We start from the raw sequence: 24671 nt of genomic DNA, 5'->3' as shown, positions 1-24671 counted from the left end.
CCGCGCAGCACTCGCCAGGTGTCCGCCGTGTCACAGATGCGGCTCGCCGTCGGAGGCCGAGTTCGTCGGACGAGCCCTCAGACTCCGTTGGGGTCGCGAGAGGTGATGCAGTAGACCGCGTCGGCGGGATCGGCCATGACCATCCAGTGTTGGTGACTTTCGGTTCTGGTCGCCCCGAGAGATTCGTGCCAGGCGGCGGTGGCTTCGATGTCCGAGGCCGACAGGTCGATGTGGGCGCTGGTCGGGCGGTCCTCGCCGAGGCGCTGCAACAGCAGCTGAATAGGGAGCTGCTCCTTCGCTCGCAGCCGGGAGAATTCGGGCAGCCTGCCCTCCTGGTGCTCCCATCCGGTCAGGATGGCCCAGAAGTGTGACTCGGCCTCGTGATCGGCGGCGCCGATGTCGAGGCATACCTGATCCAAGCGCGTCAGGGTGCCGTCCGGTGCGCTGAAGGCGGGGGCGGGCTTGCCCTTGGCGCGGCCGCTGGGGGTGAAGCAGAAAGACTGGCCCGCCGGTGAGCGCAGAACGGCATAGTCCGGGTGGTTGGCGACCAGGTCGGCGCCGAGATCGAGTGCGATGCGGACCGCCGCGGGGATGTCGTCGACGTCGAAGTCCAGGTGCACACCGCCGAGGCCGGTGACCGACTGCATTTTGACCCCCGCGGCCGCGAACAGCGCGGGATCCGGTAGCAGCGTGAGGAATTCGTCGTCAGAGCCGCGGCGTGGCGAGAGCTGGGTGCCGGTGACGGCGGACCAGAACGTCGCGCAGTCGTCGAAACGCTGCGCGGGCCGATCGAGAAAAGCCCATGCCCACCGAATCATGTTGTCTCCTCTGTCCTGCGGGGTGTGCGCCCCGACGGGCGGCGCGAACACCGGTGTGGCACCGTGCCTCCTGCGTGCCTTCTGCGGTATGTCGTGCGACTGTGTGCCACGCCACAAGCGGGTTCGGTCGAATTCCCCCGCCACACACTATGGGTCGGGCCGGTGCGCTGTCGAGGCGGCCGGGCGCGTGTCGCACTGGCACGATCTTGACGGTTAATGGCATCCCGGCCACTCGTTCCCTTCGGTACATTCCGGCACGCTCAGCGGGTGACCGAACTGCAGACGCCCCCGGCGCAGGAACTTGTCGATTCCGTGAAGCGGCCGCGGCTGCATCCCGCCTGGATCGTGGCGGGTGTGGGTTTCGTCGCGCTGCTCGGTGCCGCGGGCTTCCGATCGGTGCCGAGCGTGCTGATGGATCCGTTGCATGAGGAATTCGGGTGGTCGCACGGCACCATCGGTGCCGCCGTTTCACTGAATATGCTTCTGTACGGCCTGATTTCGCCGTTCGCCGCCGCGCTGATGGACCGCTTCGGTATTCGCAGGGTGGTGGCATGCGCGCTGCTGCTCGTCGCGGCGGGCAGTGGGCTGACGGTGTTCATGACGCAGCCATGGCATCTGGTGCTGACCTGGGGTCTGCTGGTCGGCATCGGGGTCGGCTCCATGTCGATGCCGTTCGTGGCGACCATCACCGGCCGCTGGTTCGTGCGTCAGCGCGGACTCGTCACCGGGGTGCTCACCGCCGCGGGTGCGACCGGGCAGTTGGTCTTCCTGCCGGTGGTGTCGGCGGTGGCGCATGCCCACGGCTGGCGAGTGCCTTCGCTGATCGTCGCGGGCGCGGCGCTTGCCGTGGTGCCGCTGGTGTGGCTGTTCATTCGCGACTTCCCCAGTGACGTGGGCGTACGCGCCTATGGCGCCGAAGAGGGCAGCACGGTCGGCCTTCGTACGCCCCCCACCGGCGGCGCGATGCGCGCGTTGACCGTGCTCGCTGCGATCGCGCGCAGGCCCGGATTCTGGCTGCTGGCAGGCGGATTCGCGATCTGCGGCGCGTCGACGAACGGTCTGGTCGGTACACACTTCGTCAGTGCGGCACACGATCACGGCATGCCGCCGACCACCGCGGCGAGTCTGCTCGCGCTTGTCGGCCTCTTCGACGTCGCGGGCACCATCGCGTCGGGCTGGCTCACCGACCGGATCGACCCCCGCTACCTGCTGGTCGGCTACTACATCCTGCGCGGCTTGTCGCTGCTCATCCTGCCGTCGCTGTTTTCGCCGCACACCCAGCCGAGCATGTGGGTGTTCATCATCTTCTACGGCCTCGACTGGATCGCCACCGTGCCGCCGACGGTGATGTTGTGCCGCGAGTTGTTCGGCGCCGACGGCCCCGTCGCCTTCGGCTGGGTCTTCGCCTCGCACCAGATCGGGTCCGCGATCGCCGCCACCGGCGCGGGCGTCATCCGCGATATGCAGGGCAGCTACAACCTGGCCTGGTATATCGCGGGTGGGTTGTGCGGTATCGCGGCTTTGCTTTCGGCCGGAATTCGCCGAAGCACCAGCCGTGTTCCCGCGTAATCGCCTTCGTCAGGTCGGTCTCAACTGTCGATGGCGTTGTGCTTGCTCGCTTCGATGGCCAGCCGGCGTTCGTCCCAGCGGCTCGGCTCGTCCTTGCGGCGTGGCGGGCGATCGTTGGCGATCAGCACCGCGATCCAGGGCAGCGGTATCGAGGCGACGATGATGAGGATCGAGATCAGTGCGCTGCTGAAGGCGCTGTAGGCGAACGCGGCGAGCACGAGGCATGGGATGCGGAAGGCCATGATGATCGTGTACCTGCGGACCCGGGCGCGGTGCTGATCTTCCAGCGAAGGCGCGGCCTCGGTGATCAACACCGGATGCTTGTCATCGCTACCGGGAAAGTAGCCGGAAGGACGTTCGGGAGTTGGCACTGTCACGTCTTGGCGATCACCGCGGCCGATGTCGTCGGCGTCAGAGGAATCGCCGTACTGCTGCATACCCCTGAGTCTTCCACTGTCGGCGGCCCACCGCACATGACCTGGTCAGCGACTCTTGCCAGCACCGTGTGCAGCCACTCGCGCGCGGATGCGGCATCATGGAATCCGTGAGTACCAAGACTCTGGATCGCCCGGATGCGACTACCGACGAGACGACGGAAGACGACACTCCGAAGTTCTTCCATTACGTGAAGAAGAACAAGATCGCCGAGAGCGCCGTCATGGGCACCCATGTAGTGGCGCTATGTGGCGAGGTCTTCCCGGTTACCCGCTCCGCGAAGCCCGGCTCGCCGGTCTGCCCGGAGTGCAAGAAGGTCTACGAGGGGCTGCGCAAGGGCGATTGAGCCGAGCTCGACCCACCCGGCGGCGCTGCGGTCGTCCGGGTGTCCGATGGTGCCTTCGGCCCCGAGTCCGGCTCGGGGCTTTGTGCTGTCTTCGACAGGTCGACCGGTTGCGTAGTTGCCGATCGACTCGACGCCGGGTCGCTATCGGGAGCGTGCTCTTCGGACTCGTCATCGCCGAGGATCTGGTTGGACAGCCACTCCTTCACCTGATCGATGCGGGTGCTGCTCGCCGGCCAGAACTCCTGGACCGCGGCATTGAATTCCGCGCCGAGGATCACCGCGAAGCCGAGGAAAAAGGTGAACAGCAGGAACGCGATCGGGGTCGCGAGCGCGCCGTAGCTGACGCCGGTCTGGGTCACCCACGACAGATATCGGCGCAACACCTCGCTGGCTGTCATGAAGAACACCGCGGCGACCACCGCACCGCCGAACAGACGGTGCCACGGCAGCGACCGGTGTAGTGCCAGCTTGTAGAGCGTGGTGAGCCCGATGATCAGCAGCAGACCGACGCCCGGGTAGTAGAACGAGTCGATCAAGCGAAGTCCTGGTTCGCGCCACGCGTCCGGTAGCGCCCGTCCGATCAGGACCGGCCCGAGCGCGATCAGCGGCAGAATGAACACCGCCGCGATCAGGAACAGCACATACAGCAGCAACGCGAAGATGCGCTGCCACACCGGATGCCGGGCATCCTGCTGTCCGTGTGCCTCGACGATGGAGTCGACGAAGGTCGCCATCGCGGAGGACCCCGCCCACAGCGACAGCACGAATCCCACCGACACGAAAGCCGCGCGTCCACGCCCGAGCACATCGGTGACCGTCGGCTCGATCAGATCCGACACCACGGTCGTGCTGAACAGATCCTTGCTGAACGAGATGATCTTTTGCTGGACGATCTCCACGGTGTCCGGCCCGAACCACTCGCCGACATAGCCGAGGCTGCCGAGCACCCCGAGCAGCAGCGGTGCGAGCGACATCGTCTGCCAGAACGCCGCGGCCGCGGACTTCGCGAAGATCGAGTCGTTCCACGCCTTCACCGCGACGCGGGCGACCAGCCTGCCGCTCTGATGGCCCGCGCGCGCCACCCAGGCGGCCGTGCTGCTGGCGCAGCGGGCCGTCCTGGATCGCTCCGGGCCGCCGCCGCTGTGGATCGCGCTGGTGGCGCCCGATGGGGCACTGTCGTCGGTCATGGTCACTACAGCATCGCGCACAATTCGGTTCAGCACCGCCGCACCCATACGACGCGTCGGCGTGCGGCGGGTGAACACCAGGCGGAAACTCCCGGCCGACATGTGATGCCGGTCGCCTCGGCCGCGTCGGTTTGGCGACACGCCATGGCGGGCCAGTAGGGTCTTCTGCGTGACTGGGTCGGGCGCCGCTGTGGCGGGAGAAGCGCAAACGCCGGGCGATTCGGAAGCATCGAGCGCCGCGGTTCCGGTGGGTTCGCTACGTGCGTGGCAGCGTCGCGCATTGACGAAATATCTGACAACGAAGCCGCGGGATTTCCTCGCCGTCGCGACACCGGGCGCGGGTAAGACCACCTTCGCGCTGCGTGTTGCCGCCGAGTTGCTTGCCGACCGCACCGTCGACCAGATCACCGTGGTCGCGCCGACCGAGCACCTCAAGCATCAGTGGTCCCAGGCCGCGAACCGGGTCGGTATCGCGCTCGATTCGCGATTCTCCAACGCGACCGGCGGCACTTCCGGTGACTATCACGGCGTCGTCGTCACCTATGCCCAGGTCGCCTCGCATCCCTCCCGGCACCGGGTGCGCACCGAAAACCGTAAGACCCTGGTGATTCTCGATGAGATCCACCATGCGGGCGATGCGAAGACCTGGGGTGACGCCGCGGCGGAGGCCTACGGTGACGCCACCCGCAGGCTCGCGTTGACAGGAACGCCGTTCCGCAGCGACGACAGCCAGATCCCTTTCATCACTTACGAACCCGACGAGGGTGGTTTTCCGCGTTCGCGCTCCGACTATTCCTACGGTTACGCCGAAGGGCTCGCCGACGGCGTGGTGCGGCCGGTGGTGTTCCTCGCGTATTCCGGCGAGGCGCACTGGCGCGACAGTGCGGGCGAGGAGTACTCCGCCCGTCTCGGCGAGCCGTTGAGCGCCGAGCACACCGCACGCGCCTGGCGCACCGCGCTCGACCCGGCGGGCGACTGGATCTCCGCGGTACTGCGCGCCGCCGACACCCGCTTGCAGCAGAAGCGTGCCAAGGGCATGCCCGACGCCGGTGGGCTGGTGATCGCGACCGATCAGGAGCGTGCGCGCGATTACGCCGAACTGCTGGAACACATCTCGGGTGAGAAGCCCGCGGTGGTGTTGTCGGACGATCCCGACTCCTCCAAGCGGATCGCGGAGTTCAGCAACAACACCCAACCGTGGATGGTCGCGGTGCGGATGGTGTCCGAGGGCGTCGACGTGCCGCGCCTCGCGGTCGGGGTGTACGCGACGAGCGCCTCGACCCCGCTGTACTTCGCCCAGGCCGTCGGTCGTTTCGTGCGTGCGCGTAAGCCGGGCGAGACCGCGAGCGTGTTCCTGCCCTCGGTGCCGGTCCTGCTCGACCTCGCCGCGCAGCTGGAGTTGCAGCGCGATCACGTCATCGGCAAGGCGCATCGGGAGAAGGACGGCCTCGACGATGAGCTGCTGATCGACGCGAACAAGCAGAAGGACGAGCCGGGCGAGGACGAGAACCCCTTCGTCGCACTCGCCGCCGACGCCCAACTCGATCAGCTGATCTACGAGGGGTCCTCGTTCGGCACGTCCACCATCGCGGGCAGCGCCGAGGAGGCCGACTACCTCGGCATCCCCGGTCTGCTCGACGCCGACCAGATGCGCGCGCTGCTGCGCGATCGCCAGACCCGCCAGATCGCCGAGCGCGGCGAGCCGAGCAATCCCGACCCCGGCACCCAGGTCGCCAGCGCGGCCGAGCGGGTCGCGACGGCCGACCGCCTCGGCGAGCTGCGCCGCGAGCTCAACAGCCTCGTGGCTATGCACAATCACCGCACAAACAAGCCGCACGGCGTTATTCATGGCGAGCTACGCCGCGAATGTGGTGGCCCGCCAACGGCTTTGGCGACGGCCGACCAGCTGGTCGAGCGCATTGCGGCGCTACGAAGAAAGTAACGACCGGTGTCACGTAACTACCGAGTTCTGCCCGACGGCCGCATTCCGCTGTGGGTAATGCTTGCTGTCGAGGACGCAGCGTACGCGGTGACGCCGTGGCATCGCGCCGATCGGCCGATGCGGCTGTCGGTCGACGATATCGCCGACGACTGCGATATCGGTTCGAGCGAGGTGGTCGGCCGGGAGTTCACCGCGGTCGGTGATTCGACCGCGTTGCACAGCTTCCGGCTCATGCACGATCCGCGCTTCTAGTTCGGGCCCGCCCGCCTGCTACGGCGTCGCGACCGCGGTAGGCCAGGCCGCCATGGCGCAGTCGATCGACTGTGACAGCTCGGCGAGGGTGGCGCCGTCGCGGGCCTGGATGGACAGGCCGTAGAGCACCGTGGTGTAGAAGTGTGCCAGCGCGGCGGTATCGGTGTCCGCGGACAGATCGCCTTCTGCGACACCGCGATCCAGCCGTCGGCGGATGTCCCCGGTTGTCTCGCGCCGTTTTTCGATAAGGAAGTCACGCACACTTTCGCTACGGGTGGTGTAGGTGGAGCCCGCGAGTACGACCATGCAGCCGTGCGGCTTGTCCTCGACGGTGTATCCGATCGCGTTGTCGCGCAACATCGCATCGATGCTGGCGTTGGCCGTGGGTTGCTCACGTAGGGCGCGGGCGGTGTATCCGCCGTCGGTTTGCCCGTAGAGCGAGATGGCCTCGCGAAACAGCGCCTCCTTACCGCCGAAGGCGGCGTACAGGCTCGGTGAGTTGATGCCCATGGCGGAGGTGAGGTCGCTCATCGAGGAGCCCTCGTAGCCATGCTCCCAGAACACCTCCATGGCACGTCGCAACGCTTCGGTGCGGTCGAAGGCGCGGGGACGTCCGCGTTCTGCCATGGAGACTCCTTTCTGTGTCGATCGTTAAATATACCCCTTGACGTCAGCGGTGAGAATGCGCTTAGGTATTTATGTACTGATCGACACAGAATATGGAGGAGCGACGATGTCGGATCTGACGGGCAAAGTGGCGCTGGTGACCGGTGGTAGCAGGGGGATCGGTGCCGCGATCGCGCGGCGGCTGGCCGCCGCGGGCGCGGATGTGGCGGTGACTTACCAGAGCGCCGATGTCAAGGCGAAGGCCGTTGTCGCGGAGATCGAGGCGCGCGGTCGTCGCGCCATCGCGATTCGAGCGGACAGTGCCGATGCCGACGACGTGAAGGGCGCCGTGGCCAGGACCGCGGCCGAACTCGGCGGGCTGGATGTGCTGGTGAACAATGCGGGCATCTTCCCCGCCAAGCCGTTCGAGGAGTTCACGGTTGCCGAGGTCGACAACGCGCTCGCTGTCCACGCCCGAGCCGCCTTCCTCGGCGCGCAGGCCGCGGTGGCGCACATGACCGACGGCGGCCGCATCATCAGCATCGGCACCAACCTGTCCGAGCACGCGCCCTTCGGCGGGCTTTCGCTGTACAACCTCAGCAAGTCCGCGCTGAACGGTTTCACCAAAGCGCTTGCGCGCGAGCTCGGTCCGCGCAATATCACCGTCAACCTGGTGCAGCCCGGCTCCACCGACACCGACATGAATCCGGCCGACGGCGGCCATGCCGCGCAGCAGCGGGAACTGTCCGCGCTCGGTCGCTTCGGCACGGCCGACGATATCGCCGAGACGGTGGCCTTCCTTGCCGGCGAGACCGGCCGCAGCATCACCGGCGCGTTCTTCACCGTCGACGGCGGTACGAACTCCTGATCAGCGCGCGAAATATCGCCCAGGCGATACGCCGACCGAGCGCCGGAACGCCGCGATATACGCACTGGGCGTGGAGTATCCGACCCGCCCGGCAATCCGCGCGATCGGCACCCCCGCGGCAAGCGGCGGCAGCGATGCGGCAAGCCGGATCTGAGTTCGCCACTGGCCGAAGCTCATTCCCGTCTCCGCGACGAACAGCCTGGCCAGGGTGCGCGGTCCCGCCGCGACATCGGTGGCGAACTGGCCGAGGGTGCGCTCGTCGGCGGGGTCACGCTCGAGCGCCTCGGCAACCTGCCTGGCGCGAGCATCGGTCGGCAGGCGCGCACCGATCGGGATCACCTCGACCGGATCGAGTAGATCGAACACCACTGCCTCCGCGCGTCGGCGCGGCGCGGGGGCAGTGCCCGGCGCGGTGAGGTGGTCGAACAATTCGTGCAGGAGCCGGGTGACCCGCAGCATGGTCGGCGCGGTGAAGGAGACCGGGCAGCGGTCCGGCGCCACGAAGATGCCGCTCATCGTCGCGCCCTCGGAGCTGCCGGTCCGATGCCTGGTGTTGCCGGGAATCCACAGCGCCCGCGTCGGTGGCAGCACCCAGTGGCCGTCGCCGATCTCGACCACGATGACTCCGCGTGCGGCCCGGGCGATTTGATGTTGCGGATGCTCGTGGGTGCCGAACCAGTGGCCCGCGGGCAGTATGCCCGCACCGAAGACCATCGCGGTGTCTCCGGTGACGACCGGGAGCACAGCGGATCGGCCGGGGACCGAAGGTTGGCCGTTCTGCGACACAGTTTGTCACCGTAGCCTGTCGTGGCCGCGCCTGCGCGCTCCTAACGTGAGGTCATGGCGATGAATTACTTCCACCGGATCCTGTGTCGGTCGGCGATGTGGGAGCGAACCAGCGCGACGAAGATCGTCTCGTGGGCCCTGTCCGGCCTCGAACTCGGTTCCTCCGTACTGGAGATCGGCCCCGGATACGGCGCGAACGTGCGTGCTCTGCTCGGCCGAACCAGCGCCCTCACGGGAGTCGAGATCGATACCGCCCTGGTCGAACGCCTGCGTGATCGGCACGGAGACCTCATGACCGTGGTCGAGGGCGACGGCGCCGAAATGCCGCTGCCGGACCTCGAATTCGACACCGTCGTCTGCTTCACCATGCTGCATCACGTGCCGACGGTCCGACAGCAGGACGCACTGTTCGCCGAGGCCTTCCGGGTAGTGCGGCCGGGCGGCGTGTTCGCGGGCAGCGACGGCCTGGACACCCGTGTCTTTCGACTGATGCACCTGGGCGACACCTGCCTGCCCATCCCTCCGGAAGAAGCCGCGGAGCGCCTCGCGCGCGTCGGCTTCGCCGATATCGAGATCGATACCGGCGCGGCGAGTTTCCGATTCCGCGCGAAACGGCCCGGCACCCACCGATGAGTGGGTTGCGACGACCGGCAGCGCTCTCGGCCGACCGTTCGCCGGAGTGCTTCCGGTGCTGACGCAGGGCGCATCGACCACCGGATGGGCGGAACACGCCGCGAGGGCAATACCGCGCGCGGAGTTTGCGATCGGTGTGGTGAGAGCGTGGTGGCCGGGTCGCCCGATTCAGGGGATCGGCACCGGTGCGATCGCGAAATAGTCGGCAGGCTCGAGGGTGTTGATCGGCACCCACCGCGGCGCCTCCACTGTGGTCTCCGGATCATCCTGCGCCGCTTGGAAATAGCCCTGGAGTTCGAGGGCCAGGCGAGGGTCCTCGTCGACTCGGCGGGCGATTTCGTAGAACACCGCATAAACGTGCACGCAGTGTGCCGAACGGGCCGAGCATGAGCAGTCGACGCTCGCGAGCGCGGGTGCCGGGCTGATGCCCGCTATCGCGAGCGCACGGTGCATGTCGTCGGTGAGGACGGTCGGGTCGGCGATGACCTCGGCGATCGCGGTGACTGCGGCGCGGGGCAGCGGTGCCACCTCGACATGCGTGACCGAAGCCTGGCCGCCGCGGTGGATGGCGCCGCGGACGATGCGGCCCTCGATCGTGGCTTGCACGCCGTTGTTGCGTGCGATGCTGCGGGCGCGGGGCAGCAGCGGCTCTGGGCGGGTCCGGCGCAGCGGCTCGGCAAGTCGGACCCAGTCCATGCCCCAAGTGGTATAGCCGAACTCGTTGTCCGCCATCAGTTCTCCCTCTTCCGGCGCAGGATCTCGACCAACTGGTCGTCGTCGAGCTTGGCCAATGCCGCGATGCCCGCCGAATCGCCGAGGTCCGACAGCGCGGATTTGCGGTCGTGCATCCCCGCGATGTGCTCCTCGACGGTGGTGCCGGAGGTCAGGGTGGTGATGGTGACGGTCCTGGTCTGGCCGATCCGGTGCACCCGGTCTGAGGCCTGGGCCTCCACCGCGGGGTTCCACCAGCGGTCGAAGTGGATGACGTCGGCGGCGCGGGTCAGCGTGAGACCGGTGCCCGCGGCACGCAGGCTCAACACCAATACGGGTGGCCCGTCCTCGGCCTGGAACCCGGACACGATCGCGGCCCGCTCCGACTGGTTCAGTCCGCCGTGGAAGAACGGTGCGCTCACCCCGAATTGCTCGGATAGATGGCGCACGAGCAGCTCGCCGGTCTGCCGGTACTGGGTGAATATCAGTGTCGGATCACCGGTTTCGAGGTTGTTGGCCACGATGTCGGTGCACAGGTCGAGCTTGCCGGAGCGGCCGGCCAGCTCGCCGAGCTCGCCGGTGATCAGCCCTGGATGGTTGCAGAGCTGTTTGAGCGCGGTCAGCGCGGCGAGCACCCGGCTCTGTCGCTGGACGCCGCGGCCGAATCCGTCGTCTATCGCCCGATCGAGGAGTTGGTCGTAGAGCGTCTCCTGTTCGGAGGTGAGATCACACAGCAGGTCACTGTGGATCTTCGCGGGCAGTGACGCCGCGACCTGAGCCTTTTTGCGAGCCAACACCACCGGCTCGATCGCATCGCGCAGCCGCGCCGCCGCGGCGGCCGAACCCTCGTGGATCGGCCGAACGAACCGGCGTCGGAACTGGGTGCGGTGCCCGAACAGGCGCGGCGCGACCAAGTTCAGCAGCGCGAACAATTCCTCCAGATGGTTCTCCACCGGGGTACCGGTGAGCGCGACCCGCGCGTCGACGGTGAGCGCGCGTGCGGCCTTGGCGATCTGCGTGCGCGGATTCTTCAATGCCTGAGCCTCGTCGAAAACCGCTGTCGCCCAGGAGCGGTTGTTCAGTGCCCCGCCATGCAGCCGCAGCGTCGGGTATCCGGTGACGACGACCTCACCCGCCTCGGCAGCGAGGTCGCCACCGCGCCACACGCGCGGACGCAGCCCCGGTGCGAACCGGGTGATCTCGTGCGCCCAGTTGCCGACCAGAGAGGTGGGGCAGACGACGAGTTGCGGTCCCGCCTCGGCGCGTCCGAGCAGAAAGCCGATGGTCTGCACGGTCTTGCCGAGGCCCATCTCGTCGGCGAGCACCGCGCCGCCGTGCGCGGCGACGGTCTCGTGTAGCCAGCCGACGCCGCGTGCCTGATACGTGCGCAGATCGGCTTTCAGTGTGGAACGCAATTCCGCGGCGACGGCACGTGTTTCGCGCAGTACTCGCTGTGCGCGCTCGGCCGAGTAGACGGACGTACCGACTGCGTCGGGAACGGCATGCGCCGCAATGGGAAGCGGGTGGTCGACCCGTTGCGTGCGCGGTGCTTGTTCGGCGGCAGCCGTATTCGGCGCGCCGGAGCCACCGTGCGCGGGCGCAGTATCGGCAGCGTCCGATGGATCGGGCAGGTCGCCGGTTTCCCGCAGCGCGACGCGCCAGGCGGCGAGGGAGGGACCCGCGTCCTCGACGGCGAGGCCGAGCAGATCCTCGGGATCGACGAGCGCGCAGTCCACCTCCGCGATCTCGATGGCCCCGCGCTCACCGGTGGGCACCGCGAGCCGAATGGTCTCGTGGTCACCGTCGGGTGCGCGCCCGATGGCATGCCCGTTCCATGTCCAGAGCGCGAACATGTGCCGGTCGGGCAGATACGTGGCCTGTGTGCTTGGCAGAGCGCACCCCTAAATTATCGTATGGTGTACGGAGTAACGTAACAACGTACACCGTACTAGATTTATTTCGAGGAGGCACGTGACCTACGGCACTGATCCTGACCAGGCGAAACAGCTGATGAGTCTGCTCTGGCGGCACACGCTGCCGCAGCGTCCTGGTGTTCGCGGCCCCAAACAGACGGTCAGTGTCGACGCCGTGGTCACCACCGCGGTCGCCCTCGCCGACCGCGAGGGCTACGAGAAGGTGTCCATCCGCACCGTCGCGGGCGAGCTGGGCCTGAAACCGATGAGCCTATACACCTACGTCCCGAGCAAGGACGCGCTCGTCGTGCTGATGGTCGATGTGGTGGCCGACGAGGACGCGCCCATCCCGGCCGACGCGCCCGTTCGTGAGCGCATGGCCGCCATCGCCACCCAGGTGCGCACCGAGCTGCTCGAGCACCCGTGGCTGCTGGAGGTGCCACCATGGCGGCTGGTGCTCGGCCCGGGCCGAATGCGGCGCTACGAGCGCCAGTTGGCCGCGATCGACGGGATCGGCCTCTCGGACGTCGCGATGGATCGAGTGATCGCCGTCCTGTCGGAATTCGCAACCGGAAATGCGCGCATGGCCATCGCCGCGACCCGCAGCGCGGCCGAGCTGTCGGACGCACAGTGGTGGGAGCAGCACGGCCCGCTGCTGACACAGCTGATGCCGGTGGCGCAATTCCCGCTGTCCTCGCGCGTCGGCGCCGCGGCGGGCGAGCACTATCAGGCCCCCGCGGACCCGGACGGCGCCTTCGCGTTCGGCCTGGCCGCACTGCTGGACGGCATCCTCATGGGGGATCTGGGAACGCCGACAGCGGGCGACCCGTAGGTCGCCCGCTGCTGGTAGTCACGATGTTCTGTTGTGTAGATGCTGTTGTGTCGGGACGCGAAGAGGAGCGCTAGACGGCGGGAGCCGATTCCGTATTGATCACGGCTTCGAGCTCACGCAATCGATCCATGTGTTCATTCGCGTGGTGCTGGCAGAAGAGCAACTCGCCACCTGCGGGCAGTACGGCACGTACTCGTGCAGCCGCCCCGCAGCGGTCGCAACGATCGACCGCGGTCAGTGGGGTGCTTGTCAGGGTTCCTGGCATGACTCCTCCGTCCTGGCTCCCGGCACTACAGTCCGTTCACCTGGTGTGGGGCCCGTGGTCACTCCGCGGGCTCGCTACCGCTACTTCCCAGCAGTGGTATGACTACTCTGTCAGACGTTCGGGACGGGGGCTTTGTTCCCGGAAGTGATTCCGTGTGTTTTCTGTAACACGACCAGGGATTTCGCTAACGGCGAACATCCCTGGTCACGAACCGAACTCCACTCGACCACGATCACGAACAGGCCTATCCAGTTGTCTACCGGGAGATTACCCGTGATCCATGACACTCACACGTTCGTTCACATTTGCACTCTGTCGGAGTGGCTGACCACGCGGCAGACCGGCGAGCACCGGCCCGCCTCGCTCGATGAGGCCGGATTCATCCATCTTTCCGTGCCGCAGCAGGCGCACCTGCCCGCCAATCGCCTGTTCGCGGGCCGCCGTGACCTGGTGCTGCTGCGCATCGACCCGGCCAGGGTCGGCGCGCCGGTGAAGTGGGAGCCCGGTGTGCCGAGCGACCCCGAGTCGATGCTGTTCCCGCACCTCTACGGTCCGCTGCCCGCGGGCGCTGTCACCGCCGTCGTCGAGTACCTGCCCGGCCCCGACGGTACCTTCGCCGCGCTCGATCGCTGAGCCGGGAGCGCCGGACTAGCGTTGCTCGGCTTCGCGCGCCAGAATCGCGGCCTGAACGCGGGACCGCACACCGAGTTTGGTGAGCACCCGCGAGACATGTGTTTTCACGGTCGTCTCACCGATGAACAGCCGGGTGGCGATCTGTGCGTTGGACAGACCCTCGCCGAGACAGTCGAGTACCTCGCGTTCACGTTCGGTGAGATCGGCGAAACCGTCGGGTGCGGGCTCGGTGTTCTCGAGGGTGGTGGCGGCGAAGGCGTTGATCACCGCCGCGGTCACCTCCGGCGCGAGCACGCCGTCCCCGGCGGCCACCGCGCGCACCGAGTCGACCAATGATTGTCCGGACGCGGACTTGAGCACGAATCCCGACGCGCCCGCTCGCAGCGTCCGGAATACGTACTCGTCCAGATCGAAGGTGGTCAGGATGAGCACCTTGGCAAGTCCGTCGGTGGTGATCCGCCCGGTGGCGGTGATGCCGTCGACGCCCGGCATCCGCACATCCATCAGCACTACATCCGGGCGCAGCGCTTTCGCCTGTGCCACCGCGATATCGCCGTCTGCGGCCTCGCCGACCACCTCGATGTCCCCGGCGGCGTCGAGGATCATCCGCAGACCGGCCCGGATCGCTCCGTGGTCGTCGGCGATCAACACCCGAATCATGACATCTCCTTGGTCGCCGAAATCGGTAGCCGGGCAAGTACTTCCCAACCGGTGGCGGCGGGTCCCGCGGTGAAGCTGCCGCCGAGCGCCGCGGCGCGCTCACGCATATTCACCAGACCGCGGCCGGTATCGGGGTCACGCGGCTGCTGTCGCGCCGTCGATCGGACCGGATTGCGCACCACCACAGCCAACGTCGTCGCGTCGAGGGACACGTCGATGTCGACCTCCTGCCCCGGCGCGTGTTTCATCGCGTTGGTGAGCGCCTCCTGGACGATCCGGTAGGCGGCCTGGTCGACGGCGCTCGGCAGTTCGGTGCCGTCGACGTCACCGGCCATCCGCACGGTGATCCCGGCCGCGTGGGCCGCGTCGACCAGAATGGGCAGGTGCGCGAGCCGCCTCGGTGCTGCCGGATCCTCCTCGGCGCCGTCGTCGCGGCGCAGTAGCCCGATCATGGTGCGCATCTCCTGTAATGCGCTGACGCTATTGGAACGGATCGAGCCGACGATGCCGGTCACCGCGGGGTCGGTCGACTCCTGCCTGGACAACACCCCGAGTGCCGCCTCCGATTGAATCGCGATCGCCGAGAGATGGCCCGCGATCACATCGTGCAGGTCGCGCGCCATCGTCTTGCGCTCGTCGGCGATCGCCGCCCTGCGGTCCAGCTCGGCGACCAGGGAAAGCGCTTGCGCGCGTGCGCGTTCGGCGCCCGCGATTTCCTTGTGGCCGCGCACCGACAGCGCCCACCAGACCGAGGTGCCGACGAAGGCGACCGCCGCGGTGATCGCTAGCGCCATCACCCGCCAGTCGCCGGTCAGCACCAACGCGAGCACCGCGACCAGCGCGGACAGTGCCGCGCTGGCCACCACCACGAGCCGGGAGCGCTTCGGCGACGCGTACAGGACGGCGGCGTAGATGAGATCGGAGTACATGAGCCAGATCGGCACCGACGCGCCGAGCCACAGATCGATGCCGAGTGGCACGACTCCGATAGCAAGCGCCGACATCGGGGTTCTGCGGCGCAGCAGCGACACCGCACACATCAGTCCGAGCACGCCGAAGCGCACCTTCAACGACGGTTCGGTGCTGCCCGAGGTCATCGAATACAGCCCGGCGAGATACAGCGCCGCGCCGAAAGCGAACACGAAGACGGCGATCAGCGCGTCCTGCGCCATCGCCGACAATGTCGACCAGTGCCTCCTCACGCCCCAATCAGAGCACACCGCGCCCCGCGCGCAGGTCCACCGAAGTGATGAGGAACTGTCGGCCCGACGGCCGAGGGCCGGGCACCGATGGGCCGAAGTTTCGACCGGTGCCGGTGGCCACGGCGGACGTTGGCCTCACCTGCGTACGGGTCGGCGCCGAGCGCTAGGGTGAACGGTGTGAATGTCGATGTCACCGCTCTTCCCGGGATCGGGGTCCGCAAGGATTTCTCCGCGCGCTCGGGTCGCCGGATCGGCGTGGTCGATCACCGCGATGGCGGTATCGATCTCATCGTGTCCAAGCTGGACGATCCGGATGCCTGCGCCGCGCAGATCCCGCTCACCGCGGATGAGGCAGCCGTCCTCGCGAACCTGCTCGGCGCGCCTCAGTTGGTCGCGCAACTGCGCGAGGATCACCGGGATCTGCCGGGTATCACCACCAGACAGCTGCCCATCGGCGAGGAGTCGCCGTACGAGGGCCGCACCCTCGGTGAGACCGGAATGCGCACGCGTACCAAGACATCCATCGTCGCGGTGATGCGCTCGGGTCAGCTGCACCCCTCACCCGGCCCCGATTTCACCTTCGCCGCCGACGACCTCCTCGTAGTCGTCGGGACGCCCGACGGTCTGACCGCGGCCGCCAAAATTCTTACGCACGGGTGAGCCCGTGACGGAGACCGCGCTCGCTCTGCTCGAGCTCGGAGCGGTGTTCTTCGCTCTTGGCGTGCTGGGTCGATTAGCGGGTCGCTTCGGTATGTCGCCGATCCCGCTCTACCTACTAGGGGGGCTGGCATTCGGCCAAGGCGGCTTCGTCGAACTGAGCGCCGCCAACGAATTCGGCCATCTCGCCAGCGAAATCGGCGTTGTACTGCTGTTGCTACTGCTCGGCCTGGAGTACACCGCGCCCGAGTTGATGACCGGCTTGCGGCGCTCCTGGGCCGCGGGTCTGCTCGACACCGTCTTGAATGCGACGCCGGGCGCGGTGGTGGCACTTATGCTCGGCTGGGGTGTGAACGGTGCGATCACCATGGCGGGGGTCACCTACATCTCGTCCTCGGGGATCGTCGCGAAGGTCCTGAACGATCTCGGACGGCTCGGCAACCGCGAAACCCCGGTAGTCCTCTCGATTCTGGTGTTCGAAGATCTCGCGATGGCGATTTATCTGCCGTTGCTCACCACGATTCTGGCCGGTCTGAGCTTCTTCAGCGGATTGAAGACCATGGCCATCGCCATGGTGACGGTGACCGTGGTGCTCATGGTCGCGCTGCGCTACGGCCGCATCGTTTCGGCGATCGTGGACAGCTCCGACCGTGAGGTGTTCCTGCTGAAGCTGCTCGGCGTGGCACTGCTGGTCGCGGGGGCGGCCTCGGCGCTGAATGTGTCCGCGGCGGTCGGCGCGTTTCTGCTCGGCATCGCGATCTCCGGTTCGACCGCACACGAGGCGGCGAAACTGCTCGAACCGATTCGAGACCTCTTCGCGGCCATCTTCTTCGTGGCCTTCGGGCTCAGCACCGATCCGCAGGCCATCCCGCCGGTGCTCGGCTGGGCGATCGCGCTCGCGGTGATCACGGTGCTGACCAAGATGGCGACCGGTTGGTGGGCGGCGAGCAGGCAGGGTATCCGAAAGATGGGTTGCGCCAGGACCGGCGCCGCGCTGGTGGCGCGCGGCGAATTCTCCATCGTCATCGCGGGATTGGCGGTCACCATGGGCGCGGTCGACGGCGATCTCGCCGCGCTCGCCTCGGCGTACGTACTGCTGATGGCGGTGCTCGGACCGGTCGCGGCCCGCGTCGTCGAACCCGTCGTCGGGCTGTTGCAGCGCCGTGTCGCGCCACCGGCGACCGCCTGATCACGCTTCTTGATCGACCTCGGCCGCCCGATTGCGTGCCCGTTCGACGCGGCGCCAGAAGGTCGTCGCGACCGTGCCGACCAGCAGGCCGATGAGGGCGGCACAAAGGTGGCCGTAGTCGGTGAACGTCGGGCCGACGGCCAACGCCGTGGCGAGCGTGACGAGGATCAGCCCCAACCACAGCACTCGGACTTTGCCGCGGAAAAGGAACGCCATCGCGGTCAGCACCGCGGTAAATCCGTAGCTGGTACCGACATCCGCGGCGACCGCCACCCTCGTCGGGATGACTCCGCGGTCGATGAGACGGCTGATCGCGGTGACGGTCAGCAGCGTCGCTCCGATGTGCCCCGTCGCGAACAGCAGGATCCAGCGTCCGGTGCCGAGCCAGCGTTCCGCCGCGGCCATCAGTACCAGGAATTCCGCGATCGTCAGCCACGGGAATTGGCCCTCGGTCCAGAACGCGGAGGCGACCAACACCTGAATCGGGTTGTGCTGCATGTTGTGCAGGTTGGTCGAGGCCGAGAGGATCAGCCGGCGCTCGACCGAACCGCCGACACCGCGCAGGGTCCACCAGGTCACGAACAAGGTGAACGCGTACGCCGTGCTCGCGGGTGCGGCGCCGAGATGATGACGCACCGCGGGCGGTATCCGGCGCAGCAGTTCGGGGCGGCGTAGCCACGCCCAGGCGGCGCGAATCTCCGTGCCCAGATCGACGGTGTGAATCCAGGGTGCCCGAGGACGGCCCGAAGCGGGAGCAACCACGGTATGAAGTGTGCCGTGTGCCGCCCGGCCGTGTCGCCCGACCCGCCCGTGGTGTGCCGGGGGTCACCTGACCTGGCAGTTCGCCCGTAACGCGGTGTCACGTCTGCGCAACATGCCCATTCCAGAATTGGCCGACCCGACCAGGTGGGCCGGTGGATGAGGAGCGCGCAGCGACTATGACGATCGACGAGGCGAAGGTCGGCAGCCGGACCGGCGATGACTATCTGGCCAAACGGACGCTGCGCTCCGGGACAGCGGGGTGGGTGCTGCTCGCGGGGCTCGGTGTGAGCTACGTGATTTCCGGCGACTACTCCGGCTGGAATTTCGGGCTCGCGCAGGGCGGTTTCGGTGGCCTGCTCATCGCCACCGTGATCATCGCGGGCATGTACCTCGCGGTGGTGCTCGGTATGGCCGAGCTCTCGGCGGCACTGCCGACGGCGGGTGGCGGATACACCTTCGCCAGACGCGCGCTCGGCCCGTGGGGCGGGTTCGCCACCGGCACCGCGGTTCTGCTGGAATACGCGATCGCGCCCGCCGCCATCGCCACCTTCATCGGCGCCTACGTCGAAAGCTTGAATCTGTTCGGCATCACCGACGGGTGGTGGGTGTATCTGGCTGTCTACGCGCTGTTCATCGGTGTGCATCTGACGGGCGCGGGGGAGGCGCTCAAGGCGATGTTCGTCATCACCGCCATCGCGTTGGTCGGTCTGGTGGTTTTCGCGGTATCGGCATGGGGGCTGTTCGACGCGGGCAACCTGACCGATATTCCGGCCGATCCGAACGCCGCGGGCAGCTCATCGTTCCTGCCCTTCGGTGTGTTCGGCATCTGGGCCGCCATCCCGTTCGCGATCTGGTTCTTCCTGGCGGTGGAGGGCGTGCCGCTGGCTGCCGAGGAGGCGCGCGAGCCGGAGAAGAATGTGCCGAGGGGCATCATCATCAGCATGCTGGTGCTGATTGTCACCGGTGCGGCGGTGCTGTTTCTTGCTACCGGAGCGCTTGGCGCCCAGGCTCTTTCGGCCTCGGGCAACCCACTCGTCGAGGCGCTCGGTGACGGATCGGCCGCGAAGCTGGTGAACTACATCGGTCTCGCGGGCTTGGTGGCCAGCTTCTTCTCTATCGTCTACGCCTACTCGCGGCAGACCTTCGCACTGTCGCGGGCGGGTTACCTGCCGACAAGTCTGTCGGTGACCAACAACCGCAAGGCGCCGGTGCTCGCGCTGATCGTGCCGGGCGCCATCGGTTTCGCGCTGTCGCTGACCGGCGAGGGTGCGATGCTGCTGAACATGGCAGTCTTCGGCGCGGCGGTGAGCTATGTGCTGATGATGGTCAGCCACATCGTGCTGCGGGTCCGCGAGCCGAACATGCCGCGGCCCTATCGCACGCCCGGTGGCATCGTCACCACCGCGTTCGCGCTGGTGATCGCCTGTGCCGCAGTGATCGCCACCTTCCTCGTCGACCCGGCGGCCGCATCATGGACGCTCGCGGCGTTCGTCGCGTTCATGCTCTACTTCGCCCTCTACAGCCGCCACCGGCTGGTTGCGAACTCGCCTGATGAGGAATTCGCCATGCTGGCCCGCGCGGAAGAGGAGCTCGAATGACGCGCTACACCCAGCGTTCGGGCGTCACCACCTATGTTTTCGACGGGCTCGTCGATCTGCTCGCGAAAGCGACGCCGCTGCGTAGCGGCGACGAACTCGCGGGCTGCGCGGCCGGATCCGACGCCGAACGGGCGGCCGCCCAGTGGGCGCTCGCCGAGGTGCCGCTTCGGGAGTTCCTGAACGACCCCGTCGTGCCTTACGAGTCCGACGAGGTCACCCGCCTCATCATCGACACCCACGATCGCGCCGCGTTCCAACCGGTTTCGCATCTCACCGTCGGTGGACTGCGGGACTGGCTGCTCGAGGTATCCGCGGGTGATCGCGCGGCGGTGACATTCGCAGCGGTGGCCGATGGTCTGACACCGGAGATGGTCGCGGCGGTCAGCAAGATCATGCGCAACCAGGATCTGATCGCGGTGGCCCGCGCCATCGAGGTGACCGCGGGCTTCCGCACCACCATCGGGCTGCCGGGCCGGTTGGGCACCCGGCTACAGCCGAACCACCCCACCGATGATCCCCGCGGCATCGCGGCCGCGGTGCTGGACGGGCTGCTGCTCGGCTGCGGCGACGCGGTGATCGGCATCAACCCCGCCACCGATTCCCCGCAGGCGACCGCCGACCTGCTGCACCTGCTCGACGAGGTACGCACCCGCTTCGAGATTCCGACCCAATCCTGTGTGCTTTCGCATGTGACGACCACGCTCGGGCTGATCGAGGCGGGCGCACCGGTGGATCTGGTATTCCAGTCGGTCGCGGGCACCGAGGGCGCGAATGCGGGGTTCGGCGTGAACATCTCGCTGCTGCGTGCGGCGAACGAGGCGGGACGTTCACTCGGCCGCGGCACGGTCGGCGACAATGTGATGTACCTGGAAACCGGTCAGGGCTCGGCACTTTCGGCGGGCGCGCACCTCGGCACCGGCGGCCGGCCCGTCGACCAGCAGACCCTGGAGACCAGGGCATACGCGGTGGCACGGGATCTGGACCCACTGCTGGTCAACACGGTGGTCGGATTCATCGGCCCGGAATACCTCTACGACGGCAAGCAGATCATCAGGGCGGGTCTGGAGGACCATTTCTGCGGCAAGCTGCTCGGCCTGCCGATGGGCGTCGACGTCTGCTACACCAACCACGCCGAAGCAGACCAGGACGATATGGACACCCTGCTCACCCTGCTCGGGGCGGCGGGCTGCGCCTTTGTCATCGCGGTTCCGGGCGCCGACGACGTGATGCTGGGCTACCAGAGCCTGAGCTTCCACGACGCGCTGTATGTCCGCCGCGTGCTCGGGTTGCGCCCCGCGCCGGAGTTCGAGGCGTGGTTGGACGGGCTCGGCATGATCGACGCCGCCGGTCGGGTGTTGCCGGTGGCGCCGCTCGCCTCGCCGCTACACGCTTTGGCGGGGACACGATGAGCGCCGGTGACTCCGACGCGGACGTTGTCGTACTGTCGGAGTTCGCCGCTCGACAGGGAGCGGGCGCGATGACGTCGGAACCGTCGATCGGATCGGATCATGCTGCGGAGCAACGATTCTGGCAAGAGCTACGGCACACCACCCAGGCCAGGATCGGGCTCGGACGCACCGGTGACGCACTGCCGACGCAGCGCGTCCTGGAGTTCCGAGCCGCGCATGCCGCGGCCCGCGATGCGGTGCACACGCCGCTTCGTGTCGACGAATTGATCGAGCAGGTCACGGGTCTCGGGTTGGGGGCCGCCGCACAGGTGAGTAGCCGAGCTCGTGATCGCGCCGAGTATCTGCGCAGGCCCGATTTGGGTCGGCTACCAGCCGAATCGCCGGTCGGCGAGCACGCGCTGTCACACGTGCCACACAGCGGTGCCGAGATCGGAATCGTGCTGGCGGACGGACTTTCGCCGCGCGCGCTGACCGAGCACGGCCCCGCCATGGTTGCCGCGCTGATCGAGGAGCTCGCTCCGCGGTATTCGATCGCCGCCCCGGTGATCGCCACGCAGGCACGCGTCGCCCTCGGGGACCACATCGCCGAAGCCATGGGCGTGGCAACGGTTGTCGTATTGATCGGCGAGCGGCCCGGACTGTCGGTGGCCGACAGCCTCGGCATCTATCTCACCCACCTGCCACGGCCCGGCCGTACCGACGCGGACCGCAACTGTCTGTCCAACATCCACCCGCCGGAGGGGCTCGGTTATGCGCAGGCGGCAAAGGTGTTGGCGGGCTTGGTTTCCGGCGCGCGCGTACTCGGCAGGTCGGGTGTCGATCTGAAGGACACCTCGCGCACCGACGCGGTGGGCGAGGGGGAGATCATTTCGATCGGGCCCGGTCCTCGCTGACCTCGATGGTCGGCCAGTACACGGTCGCAGGCTCGAGCGGTTCGGGCTGCGCGATCGAATCCTTGTGTGCGGCAGTGTTTTCCGTACGTACATTGCTCAGCCGCAGCGGCGGAAGGTCGATACTGCGATCGATATCCGTGAGGCTGACACTGATGAGCAGCAGCATGCTGACCACACTGATCGCCACGATGACCGGAGCGATCAGGTCCATCGCGCCCGTGCCCGACGGCGGCATCGCATGGTCGTTGCGGTGCGCGTGCATCGACGCCATCCCGGTGTAGTGCATGCCGCACACCGCGATGCCCATGATCAGTGCCGCGGCGACGGTGGCGGGAAAACCCTTGACGCGCAAGGTGAACCAGAGTGCGACAATTGCGGCGATCACCGCGATCACCATCGACATGGTGACCAGTTTCGCGTCATAGGTGATGGTCGCGTCCGACTTCATCGCGTACATCCCGGTGTAATGCATCGCGCCGACACCGATGCCGGTGATCGCCCCGCCTGTCAGCAGGCCGACCAGGGTGGGCTGCGGTCTGATCACGATGGCGAGGCCGATGCCGACCACCACCATGGCGGTAATCGCGCTGAGCAGGGTGAGTGGGACGTCGTAGCGAATCTCGGTGCCGCGGATCGAAAAGCCCAGCATCGCAATGAAATGCATGACCCAGATGCCAGTGCCGCCGATGGAGATCGAGGCGCCGGTGATCCAGACAGCGCGGCCCTCTCCGGCGCGTGCCCTTGCGGCGCACTGCAATCCGAGTAGGCAGCCGGTCACCGACATGGTGTAGGCCAAGAGCGGGGTCAGTAGCCCGTAACTGAAATGGTGAATATCTAGCACGTAACGCCCCCTGTCCGGGCGAAGTCTGCCCGGCGGTTGAAACATCAGCCGGTCAGACGATACGACAAAACAGGGCAGAGGGACCCCGAAAGCTGCATCCGCAGAAGTGGTTTCGGTCACTTTTTGGTTTAGCCGAAAATCCGATTGGTTAGCGGCCGGATAACGAAACAGGCCCGCATCCGCCGAGCGGATACGGGCCTGTCGGAACCTCCTCGACCTAGTCGAGGTAGTCGCGCAGCACCTGGGAGCGGCTGGGGTGGCGCAGCTTGCTCATCGTCTTCGACTCGATCTGGCGGATGCGCTCGCGGGTAACCCCGTACACCTGACCGATCTCGTCGAGAGTGCGCGGCTGCCCGTCGGTGAGGCCGAAGCGCAGTCGAACCACGCCCGCCTCGCGCTCGGACAGTGTCTCCAGCACCGACTGCAGCTGATCCTGCAACAGCGTGAAGCTCACCGCGTCGACCGCGACAACGGCTTCGGAGTCCTCGATGAAGTCACCGAGCTGGCTGTCGCCCTCGTCGCCGATGGTCTGGTCCAGCGAGATGGGCTCGCGCGCGTACTGCTGGATCTCCAGCACCTTTTCCGGCGTGATGTCCATTTCCTTGGCGAGTTCCTCCGGGGTGGGCTCACGGCCCAGATCCTGGAGCAGCTCACGCTGGATGCGGCCGAGCTTGTTGATGACCTCGACCATGTGCACCGGGATACGGATGGTGCGGGCCTGGTCGGCCATGGCGCGGGTGATGGCCTGCCGGATCCACCAGGTGGCGTACGTGGAGAACTTGTAGCCCTTGGTGTAGTCGAACTTCTCCACCGCGCGGATCAGGCCGAGGTTGCCCTCCTGGATCAGATCGAGGAACGCCATGCCGCGGCCGGTGTAGCGCTTGGCCAGCGAGACCACCAGACGCAGGTTGGCTTCCAGCAGGTGGTTCTTGGCGCGGTTGCCGTCGCGGACGATCCAGGTGTAGTCGCGACGCATCGCGACGGGCAGCTTCTCACCCTGCTCGGTGAACTCGCGCACCTTCTCCGCCGCGTAGAGGCCCGCCTCGATCCGTTTGGCGAGTTCGACCTCCTCCTCGGCGTTGAGCAGCGCGACCTTGCCGATCTGCTTGAGGTAGGCACGCACGGAGTCGGCCGAGGCGGTGAGCTCGGCGTCCTTGCGGGCCTGGCGCAGTGCCTCGGATTCCTCCTCGTCCCAGACGAAGTCGCCGGAGGCCTTGTCGGCGGCCGTCGGTTCGGCCTCGGTTTCCTCGTCGGCGGTCTCCTCGACGACTACCTCCTCGACGAGGTCGTCCTCGGAAACCTCCAGATCGCCGAGGTCCTCGACGTCGATCGACTCCTCGTCGACACTCTCGTCGCCGGGCTCGCCGTCGGCCTTCTTGCCACCGGCCTTCTTCGCGGGCGCCTTGGCCGCGGCTTTCTTAGCCGGAGCCTTCTTGGCCGCGGCCTTCTTCGCCGGGACCTTCTTCGCGGCAGCCTTGCGGACCGGCCGTGCTTCGGTTACTTCTGCGGAGTCGGCCTCGGCCGAATCGGCGGTCTGACGGGTCGTGGCTACCACGTACGCCCTTTCGTGACGGTCTCGTGCGGCGTCACGCCAGAGTGGTGTTCCGGCGGAGCGGTCTGTCGGGTTTCACCGGCGGAGTGCCGGGCTGGGGGTTTCCGGCTCG

At 67.3% G+C, this 24671-nt stretch carries 26 protein-coding genes; 13 read left to right on the top strand and 13 right to left on the bottom strand.

Going from position 1 to position 24671, the window contains the following annotated elements; genetic code table 11:
- Positions 1–77: 77 nt before the first annotated feature.
- The gene (locus tag ACLMAJ_RS28120; RefSeq protein ID WP_412016854.1) at positions 78–818 is read right to left on the bottom strand and encodes a VOC family protein; all 741 of its coding nucleotides are present in this window, start codon (positions 816–818) and stop codon (positions 78–80) included.
- 267 nt (positions 819–1085) lie between these two features.
- Here ACLMAJ_RS28120 and ACLMAJ_RS28115 point away from each other — a divergent pair, with 267 nt between their 5' ends.
- Positions 1086–2387 (top strand): MFS transporter, encoded by a 1302-nt coding sequence (locus ACLMAJ_RS28115; RefSeq protein ID WP_412016853.1) that lies wholly within the window; start codon positions 1086–1088, stop codon positions 2385–2387.
- 20 nt (positions 2388–2407) lie between these two features.
- Here the strand turns inward: ACLMAJ_RS28115 and ACLMAJ_RS28110 are convergent, their stop codons facing one another.
- Positions 2408–2824 carry a DUF3099 domain-containing protein gene (locus ACLMAJ_RS28110; protein WP_412016852.1) on the bottom strand — a complete coding sequence of 139 codons (417 nt, stop codon included), beginning with the start codon at positions 2822–2824 and terminating at the stop codon, positions 2408–2410.
- A 107-nt stretch (positions 2825–2931) separates the two neighbouring features.
- Between ACLMAJ_RS28110 and ACLMAJ_RS28105 the strand changes: the two genes are divergently transcribed.
- The gene (locus ACLMAJ_RS28105) at positions 2932–3168 is read left to right on the top strand and encodes a DUF3039 domain-containing protein (RefSeq protein WP_412016851.1); all 237 of its coding nucleotides are present in this window, start codon (positions 2932–2934) and stop codon (positions 3166–3168) included.
- Here ACLMAJ_RS28105 and ACLMAJ_RS28100 read toward each other — a convergent pair.
- A complete protein-coding gene (locus tag ACLMAJ_RS28100; protein ID WP_412016899.1) occupies positions 3141–4220 on the bottom strand; it encodes a YihY/virulence factor BrkB family protein in 1080 nt (359 codons plus the stop codon). The genes ACLMAJ_RS28105 and ACLMAJ_RS28100 overlap by 28 nt on opposite strands.
- 325 nt (positions 4221–4545) lie before the next feature.
- Here ACLMAJ_RS28100 and ACLMAJ_RS28095 point away from each other — a divergent pair, with 325 nt between their 5' ends.
- Together ACLMAJ_RS28095 and ACLMAJ_RS28090 are read left to right on the top strand one after the other, a co-directional pair.
- On the top strand, positions 4546–6297 hold the full coding sequence (locus tag ACLMAJ_RS28095; protein WP_412016898.1) for a DEAD/DEAH box helicase: 1752 nt from the start codon (positions 4546–4548) through the stop codon (positions 6295–6297).
- Between the two features lie 6 nt (positions 6298–6303).
- Positions 6304–6549, top strand: a complete 246-nt coding sequence (locus tag ACLMAJ_RS28090; RefSeq protein ID WP_412016850.1) for a hypothetical protein — start codon at positions 6304–6306, stop codon at positions 6547–6549.
- An 18-nt stretch (positions 6550–6567) separates the two neighbouring features.
- Here the strand turns inward: ACLMAJ_RS28090 and ACLMAJ_RS28085 are convergent, their stop codons facing one another.
- Positions 6568–7176, bottom strand: coding sequence for a TetR/AcrR family transcriptional regulator (locus tag ACLMAJ_RS28085; protein WP_412016849.1), 609 nt, complete (start codon positions 7174–7176; stop codon positions 6568–6570).
- Between the two features lie 106 nt (positions 7177–7282).
- Here ACLMAJ_RS28085 and ACLMAJ_RS28080 point away from each other — a divergent pair, with 106 nt between their 5' ends.
- Positions 7283–8023, top strand: a complete 741-nt coding sequence (locus ACLMAJ_RS28080; RefSeq protein ID WP_412016848.1) for an SDR family NAD(P)-dependent oxidoreductase — start codon at positions 7283–7285, stop codon at positions 8021–8023.
- On the opposite strand, the gene ACLMAJ_RS28075 is transcribed toward ACLMAJ_RS28080, so the two are convergent.
- The gene (locus ACLMAJ_RS28075; RefSeq protein WP_412016847.1) at positions 8024–8809 is read right to left on the bottom strand and encodes an AraC family transcriptional regulator; all 786 of its coding nucleotides are present in this window, start codon (positions 8807–8809) and stop codon (positions 8024–8026) included. It abuts the gene before it with no gap.
- Positions 8810–8863: 54 nt separating this feature from the next.
- Here ACLMAJ_RS28075 and ACLMAJ_RS28070 point away from each other — a divergent pair, with 54 nt between their 5' ends.
- Complete coding sequence (locus tag ACLMAJ_RS28070; protein WP_412016846.1) at positions 8864–9442, top strand: class I SAM-dependent methyltransferase; 579 nt, start codon at positions 8864–8866, stop codon at positions 9440–9442.
- Positions 9443–9610: 168 nt separating this feature from the next.
- On the opposite strand, the gene ACLMAJ_RS28065 is transcribed toward ACLMAJ_RS28070, so the two are convergent.
- Positions 9611–10174: a hypothetical protein gene (locus ACLMAJ_RS28065; protein ID WP_412016844.1), complete on the bottom strand. Its 564-nt coding sequence runs from the start codon at positions 10172–10174 to the stop codon at positions 9611–9613.
- Positions 10174–12006 carry a DEAD/DEAH box helicase gene (locus tag ACLMAJ_RS28060; protein WP_412016843.1) on the bottom strand — a complete coding sequence of 611 codons (1833 nt, stop codon included), beginning with the start codon at positions 12004–12006 and terminating at the stop codon, positions 10174–10176. Before ACLMAJ_RS28060 ends, ACLMAJ_RS28065 begins: the two co-directional genes overlap by 1 nt.
- A 157-nt stretch (positions 12007–12163) precedes the next feature.
- On the opposite strand from ACLMAJ_RS28060, the gene ACLMAJ_RS28055 reads away from it, so the two are divergent.
- Entirely contained in the window at positions 12164–12898 is a 735-nt protein-coding gene (locus tag ACLMAJ_RS28055) for a TetR/AcrR family transcriptional regulator (RefSeq protein ID WP_412016897.1), read from the top strand.
- A gap of 70 nt (positions 12899–12968) precedes the next feature.
- On the opposite strand, the gene ACLMAJ_RS28050 is transcribed toward ACLMAJ_RS28055, so the two are convergent.
- Complete coding sequence (locus ACLMAJ_RS28050) at positions 12969–13163, bottom strand: DUF7455 domain-containing protein (protein WP_412016842.1); 195 nt, start codon at positions 13161–13163, stop codon at positions 12969–12971.
- Positions 13164–13436: 273 nt separating this feature from the next.
- Between ACLMAJ_RS28050 and ACLMAJ_RS28045 the strand changes: the two genes are divergently transcribed.
- Positions 13437–13796 carry a DUF952 domain-containing protein gene (locus tag ACLMAJ_RS28045; RefSeq protein WP_412016841.1) on the top strand — a complete coding sequence of 120 codons (360 nt, stop codon included), beginning with the start codon at positions 13437–13439 and terminating at the stop codon, positions 13794–13796.
- Positions 13797–13811: 15 nt separating this feature from the next.
- Here the strand turns inward: ACLMAJ_RS28045 and ACLMAJ_RS28040 are convergent, their stop codons facing one another.
- Together ACLMAJ_RS28040 and ACLMAJ_RS28035 are read right to left on the bottom strand one after the other, a co-directional pair.
- Positions 13812–14456, bottom strand: a complete 645-nt coding sequence (locus ACLMAJ_RS28040) for a response regulator (protein WP_412016840.1) — start codon at positions 14454–14456, stop codon at positions 13812–13814.
- Entirely contained in the window at positions 14453–15658 is a 1206-nt protein-coding gene (locus ACLMAJ_RS28035) for a sensor histidine kinase (protein ID WP_412016839.1), read from the bottom strand. Before ACLMAJ_RS28035 ends, ACLMAJ_RS28040 begins: the two co-directional genes overlap by 4 nt.
- A 177-nt stretch (positions 15659–15835) precedes the next feature.
- Here ACLMAJ_RS28035 and ACLMAJ_RS28030 point away from each other — a divergent pair, with 177 nt between their 5' ends.
- Both ACLMAJ_RS28030 and ACLMAJ_RS28025 read left to right on the top strand, forming a co-directional pair.
- Complete coding sequence (locus ACLMAJ_RS28030; RefSeq protein ID WP_412016838.1) at positions 15836–16318, top strand: cation:proton antiporter regulatory subunit; 483 nt, start codon at positions 15836–15838, stop codon at positions 16316–16318.
- A 4-nt stretch (positions 16319–16322) separates the two neighbouring features.
- Positions 16323–17504, top strand: a complete 1182-nt coding sequence (locus tag ACLMAJ_RS28025) for a cation:proton antiporter (RefSeq protein WP_412016837.1) — start codon at positions 16323–16325, stop codon at positions 17502–17504.
- Here the strand turns inward: ACLMAJ_RS28025 and ACLMAJ_RS28020 are convergent, their stop codons facing one another.
- Entirely contained in the window at positions 17505–18266 is a 762-nt protein-coding gene (locus tag ACLMAJ_RS28020; protein ID WP_412016836.1) for a rhomboid-like protein, read from the bottom strand.
- 176 nt (positions 18267–18442) lie between these two features.
- Here ACLMAJ_RS28020 and eat point away from each other — a divergent pair, with 176 nt between their 5' ends.
- The 3 genes from eat to eutC all read left to right on the top strand — a co-directional run bounded on the left by eat (position 18443) and on the right by eutC (position 22166).
- Entirely contained in the window at positions 18443–19864 is a 1422-nt protein-coding gene (gene eat / locus ACLMAJ_RS28015) for an ethanolamine permease (RefSeq protein ID WP_412016835.1), read from the top strand.
- Positions 19861–21273, top strand: a complete 1413-nt coding sequence (locus ACLMAJ_RS28010) for an ethanolamine ammonia-lyase subunit EutB (RefSeq protein ID WP_412016834.1) — start codon at positions 19861–19863, stop codon at positions 21271–21273. The genes eat and ACLMAJ_RS28010 overlap by 4 nt, the downstream gene beginning before the upstream one ends.
- A gap of 68 nt (positions 21274–21341) precedes the next feature.
- The gene (gene eutC / locus ACLMAJ_RS28005) at positions 21342–22166 is read left to right on the top strand and encodes an ethanolamine ammonia-lyase subunit EutC (RefSeq protein ID WP_412016896.1); all 825 of its coding nucleotides are present in this window, start codon (positions 21342–21344) and stop codon (positions 22164–22166) included.
- On the opposite strand, the gene ACLMAJ_RS28000 is transcribed toward eutC, so the two are convergent.
- Both ACLMAJ_RS28000 and ACLMAJ_RS27995 read right to left on the bottom strand, forming a co-directional pair.
- Positions 22138–23007 (bottom strand): MHYT domain-containing protein, encoded by an 870-nt coding sequence (locus tag ACLMAJ_RS28000; RefSeq protein ID WP_412016833.1) that lies wholly within the window; start codon positions 23005–23007, stop codon positions 22138–22140. The genes eutC and ACLMAJ_RS28000 overlap by 29 nt on opposite strands.
- 217 nt (positions 23008–23224) lie before the next feature.
- Positions 23225–24562 carry an RNA polymerase sigma factor gene (locus tag ACLMAJ_RS27995; RefSeq protein WP_412016832.1) on the bottom strand — a complete coding sequence of 446 codons (1338 nt, stop codon included), beginning with the start codon at positions 24560–24562 and terminating at the stop codon, positions 23225–23227.
- Between the last annotated feature and the right edge of the window lie 109 nt (positions 24563–24671).

Source organism: Nocardia arseniciresistens, assembly GCF_046764875.1.
Lineage (GTDB): Bacteria > Actinomycetota > Actinomycetes > Mycobacteriales > Mycobacteriaceae > Nocardia > Nocardia arseniciresistens.
Note: the sequence above shows the minus strand (reverse complement) of the source record. Positions and strands in the feature narration are given on the sequence as shown.

Bases quoted from the DNA above. Each gene is read 5' to 3' on its own strand.
- ACLMAJ_RS28050 (WP_412016842.1), bottom strand. From the start codon at position 13,163: ATGCCAGGAACCCTGACAAGCACCCCACTGACCGCGGTCGATCGTTGC.
- eutC (WP_412016896.1), top strand. From the start codon at position 21,342: ATGACGTCGGAACCGTCGATCGGATCGGATCATGCTGCGGAGCAACGA.
- ACLMAJ_RS28040 (WP_412016840.1), bottom strand. From the start codon at position 14,456: ATGATTCGGGTGTTGATCGCCGACGACCACGGAGCGATCCGGGCCGGT.
- ACLMAJ_RS28055 (WP_412016897.1), top strand. From the start codon at position 12,164: ATGAGTCTGCTCTGGCGGCACACGCTGCCGCAGCGTCCTGGTGTTCGC.
- ACLMAJ_RS28070 (WP_412016846.1), top strand. From the start codon at position 8,864: ATGGCGATGAATTACTTCCACCGGATCCTGTGTCGGTCGGCGATGTGG.
- ACLMAJ_RS28120 (WP_412016854.1), bottom strand. From the start codon at position 818: ATGATTCGGTGGGCATGGGCTTTTCTCGATCGGCCCGCGCAGCGTTTC.
- ACLMAJ_RS28010 (WP_412016834.1), top strand. From the start codon at position 19,861: ATGACGCGCTACACCCAGCGTTCGGGCGTCACCACCTATGTTTTCGAC.
- ACLMAJ_RS28065 (WP_412016844.1), bottom strand. From the start codon at position 10,174: ATGGCGGACAACGAGTTCGGCTATACCACTTGGGGCATGGACTGGGTC.
- ACLMAJ_RS28085 (WP_412016849.1), bottom strand. From the start codon at position 7,176: ATGGCAGAACGCGGACGTCCCCGCGCCTTCGACCGCACCGAAGCGTTG.
- eat (WP_412016835.1), top strand. From the start codon at position 18,443: ATGACGATCGACGAGGCGAAGGTCGGCAGCCGGACCGGCGATGACTAT.
- ACLMAJ_RS28080 (WP_412016848.1), top strand. From the start codon at position 7,283: ATGTCGGATCTGACGGGCAAAGTGGCGCTGGTGACCGGTGGTAGCAGG.
- ACLMAJ_RS28110 (WP_412016852.1), bottom strand. From the start codon at position 2,824: ATGCAGCAGTACGGCGATTCCTCTGACGCCGACGACATCGGCCGCGGT.
- ACLMAJ_RS28060 (WP_412016843.1), bottom strand. From the start codon at position 12,006: ATGTTCGCGCTCTGGACATGGAACGGGCATGCCATCGGGCGCGCACCC.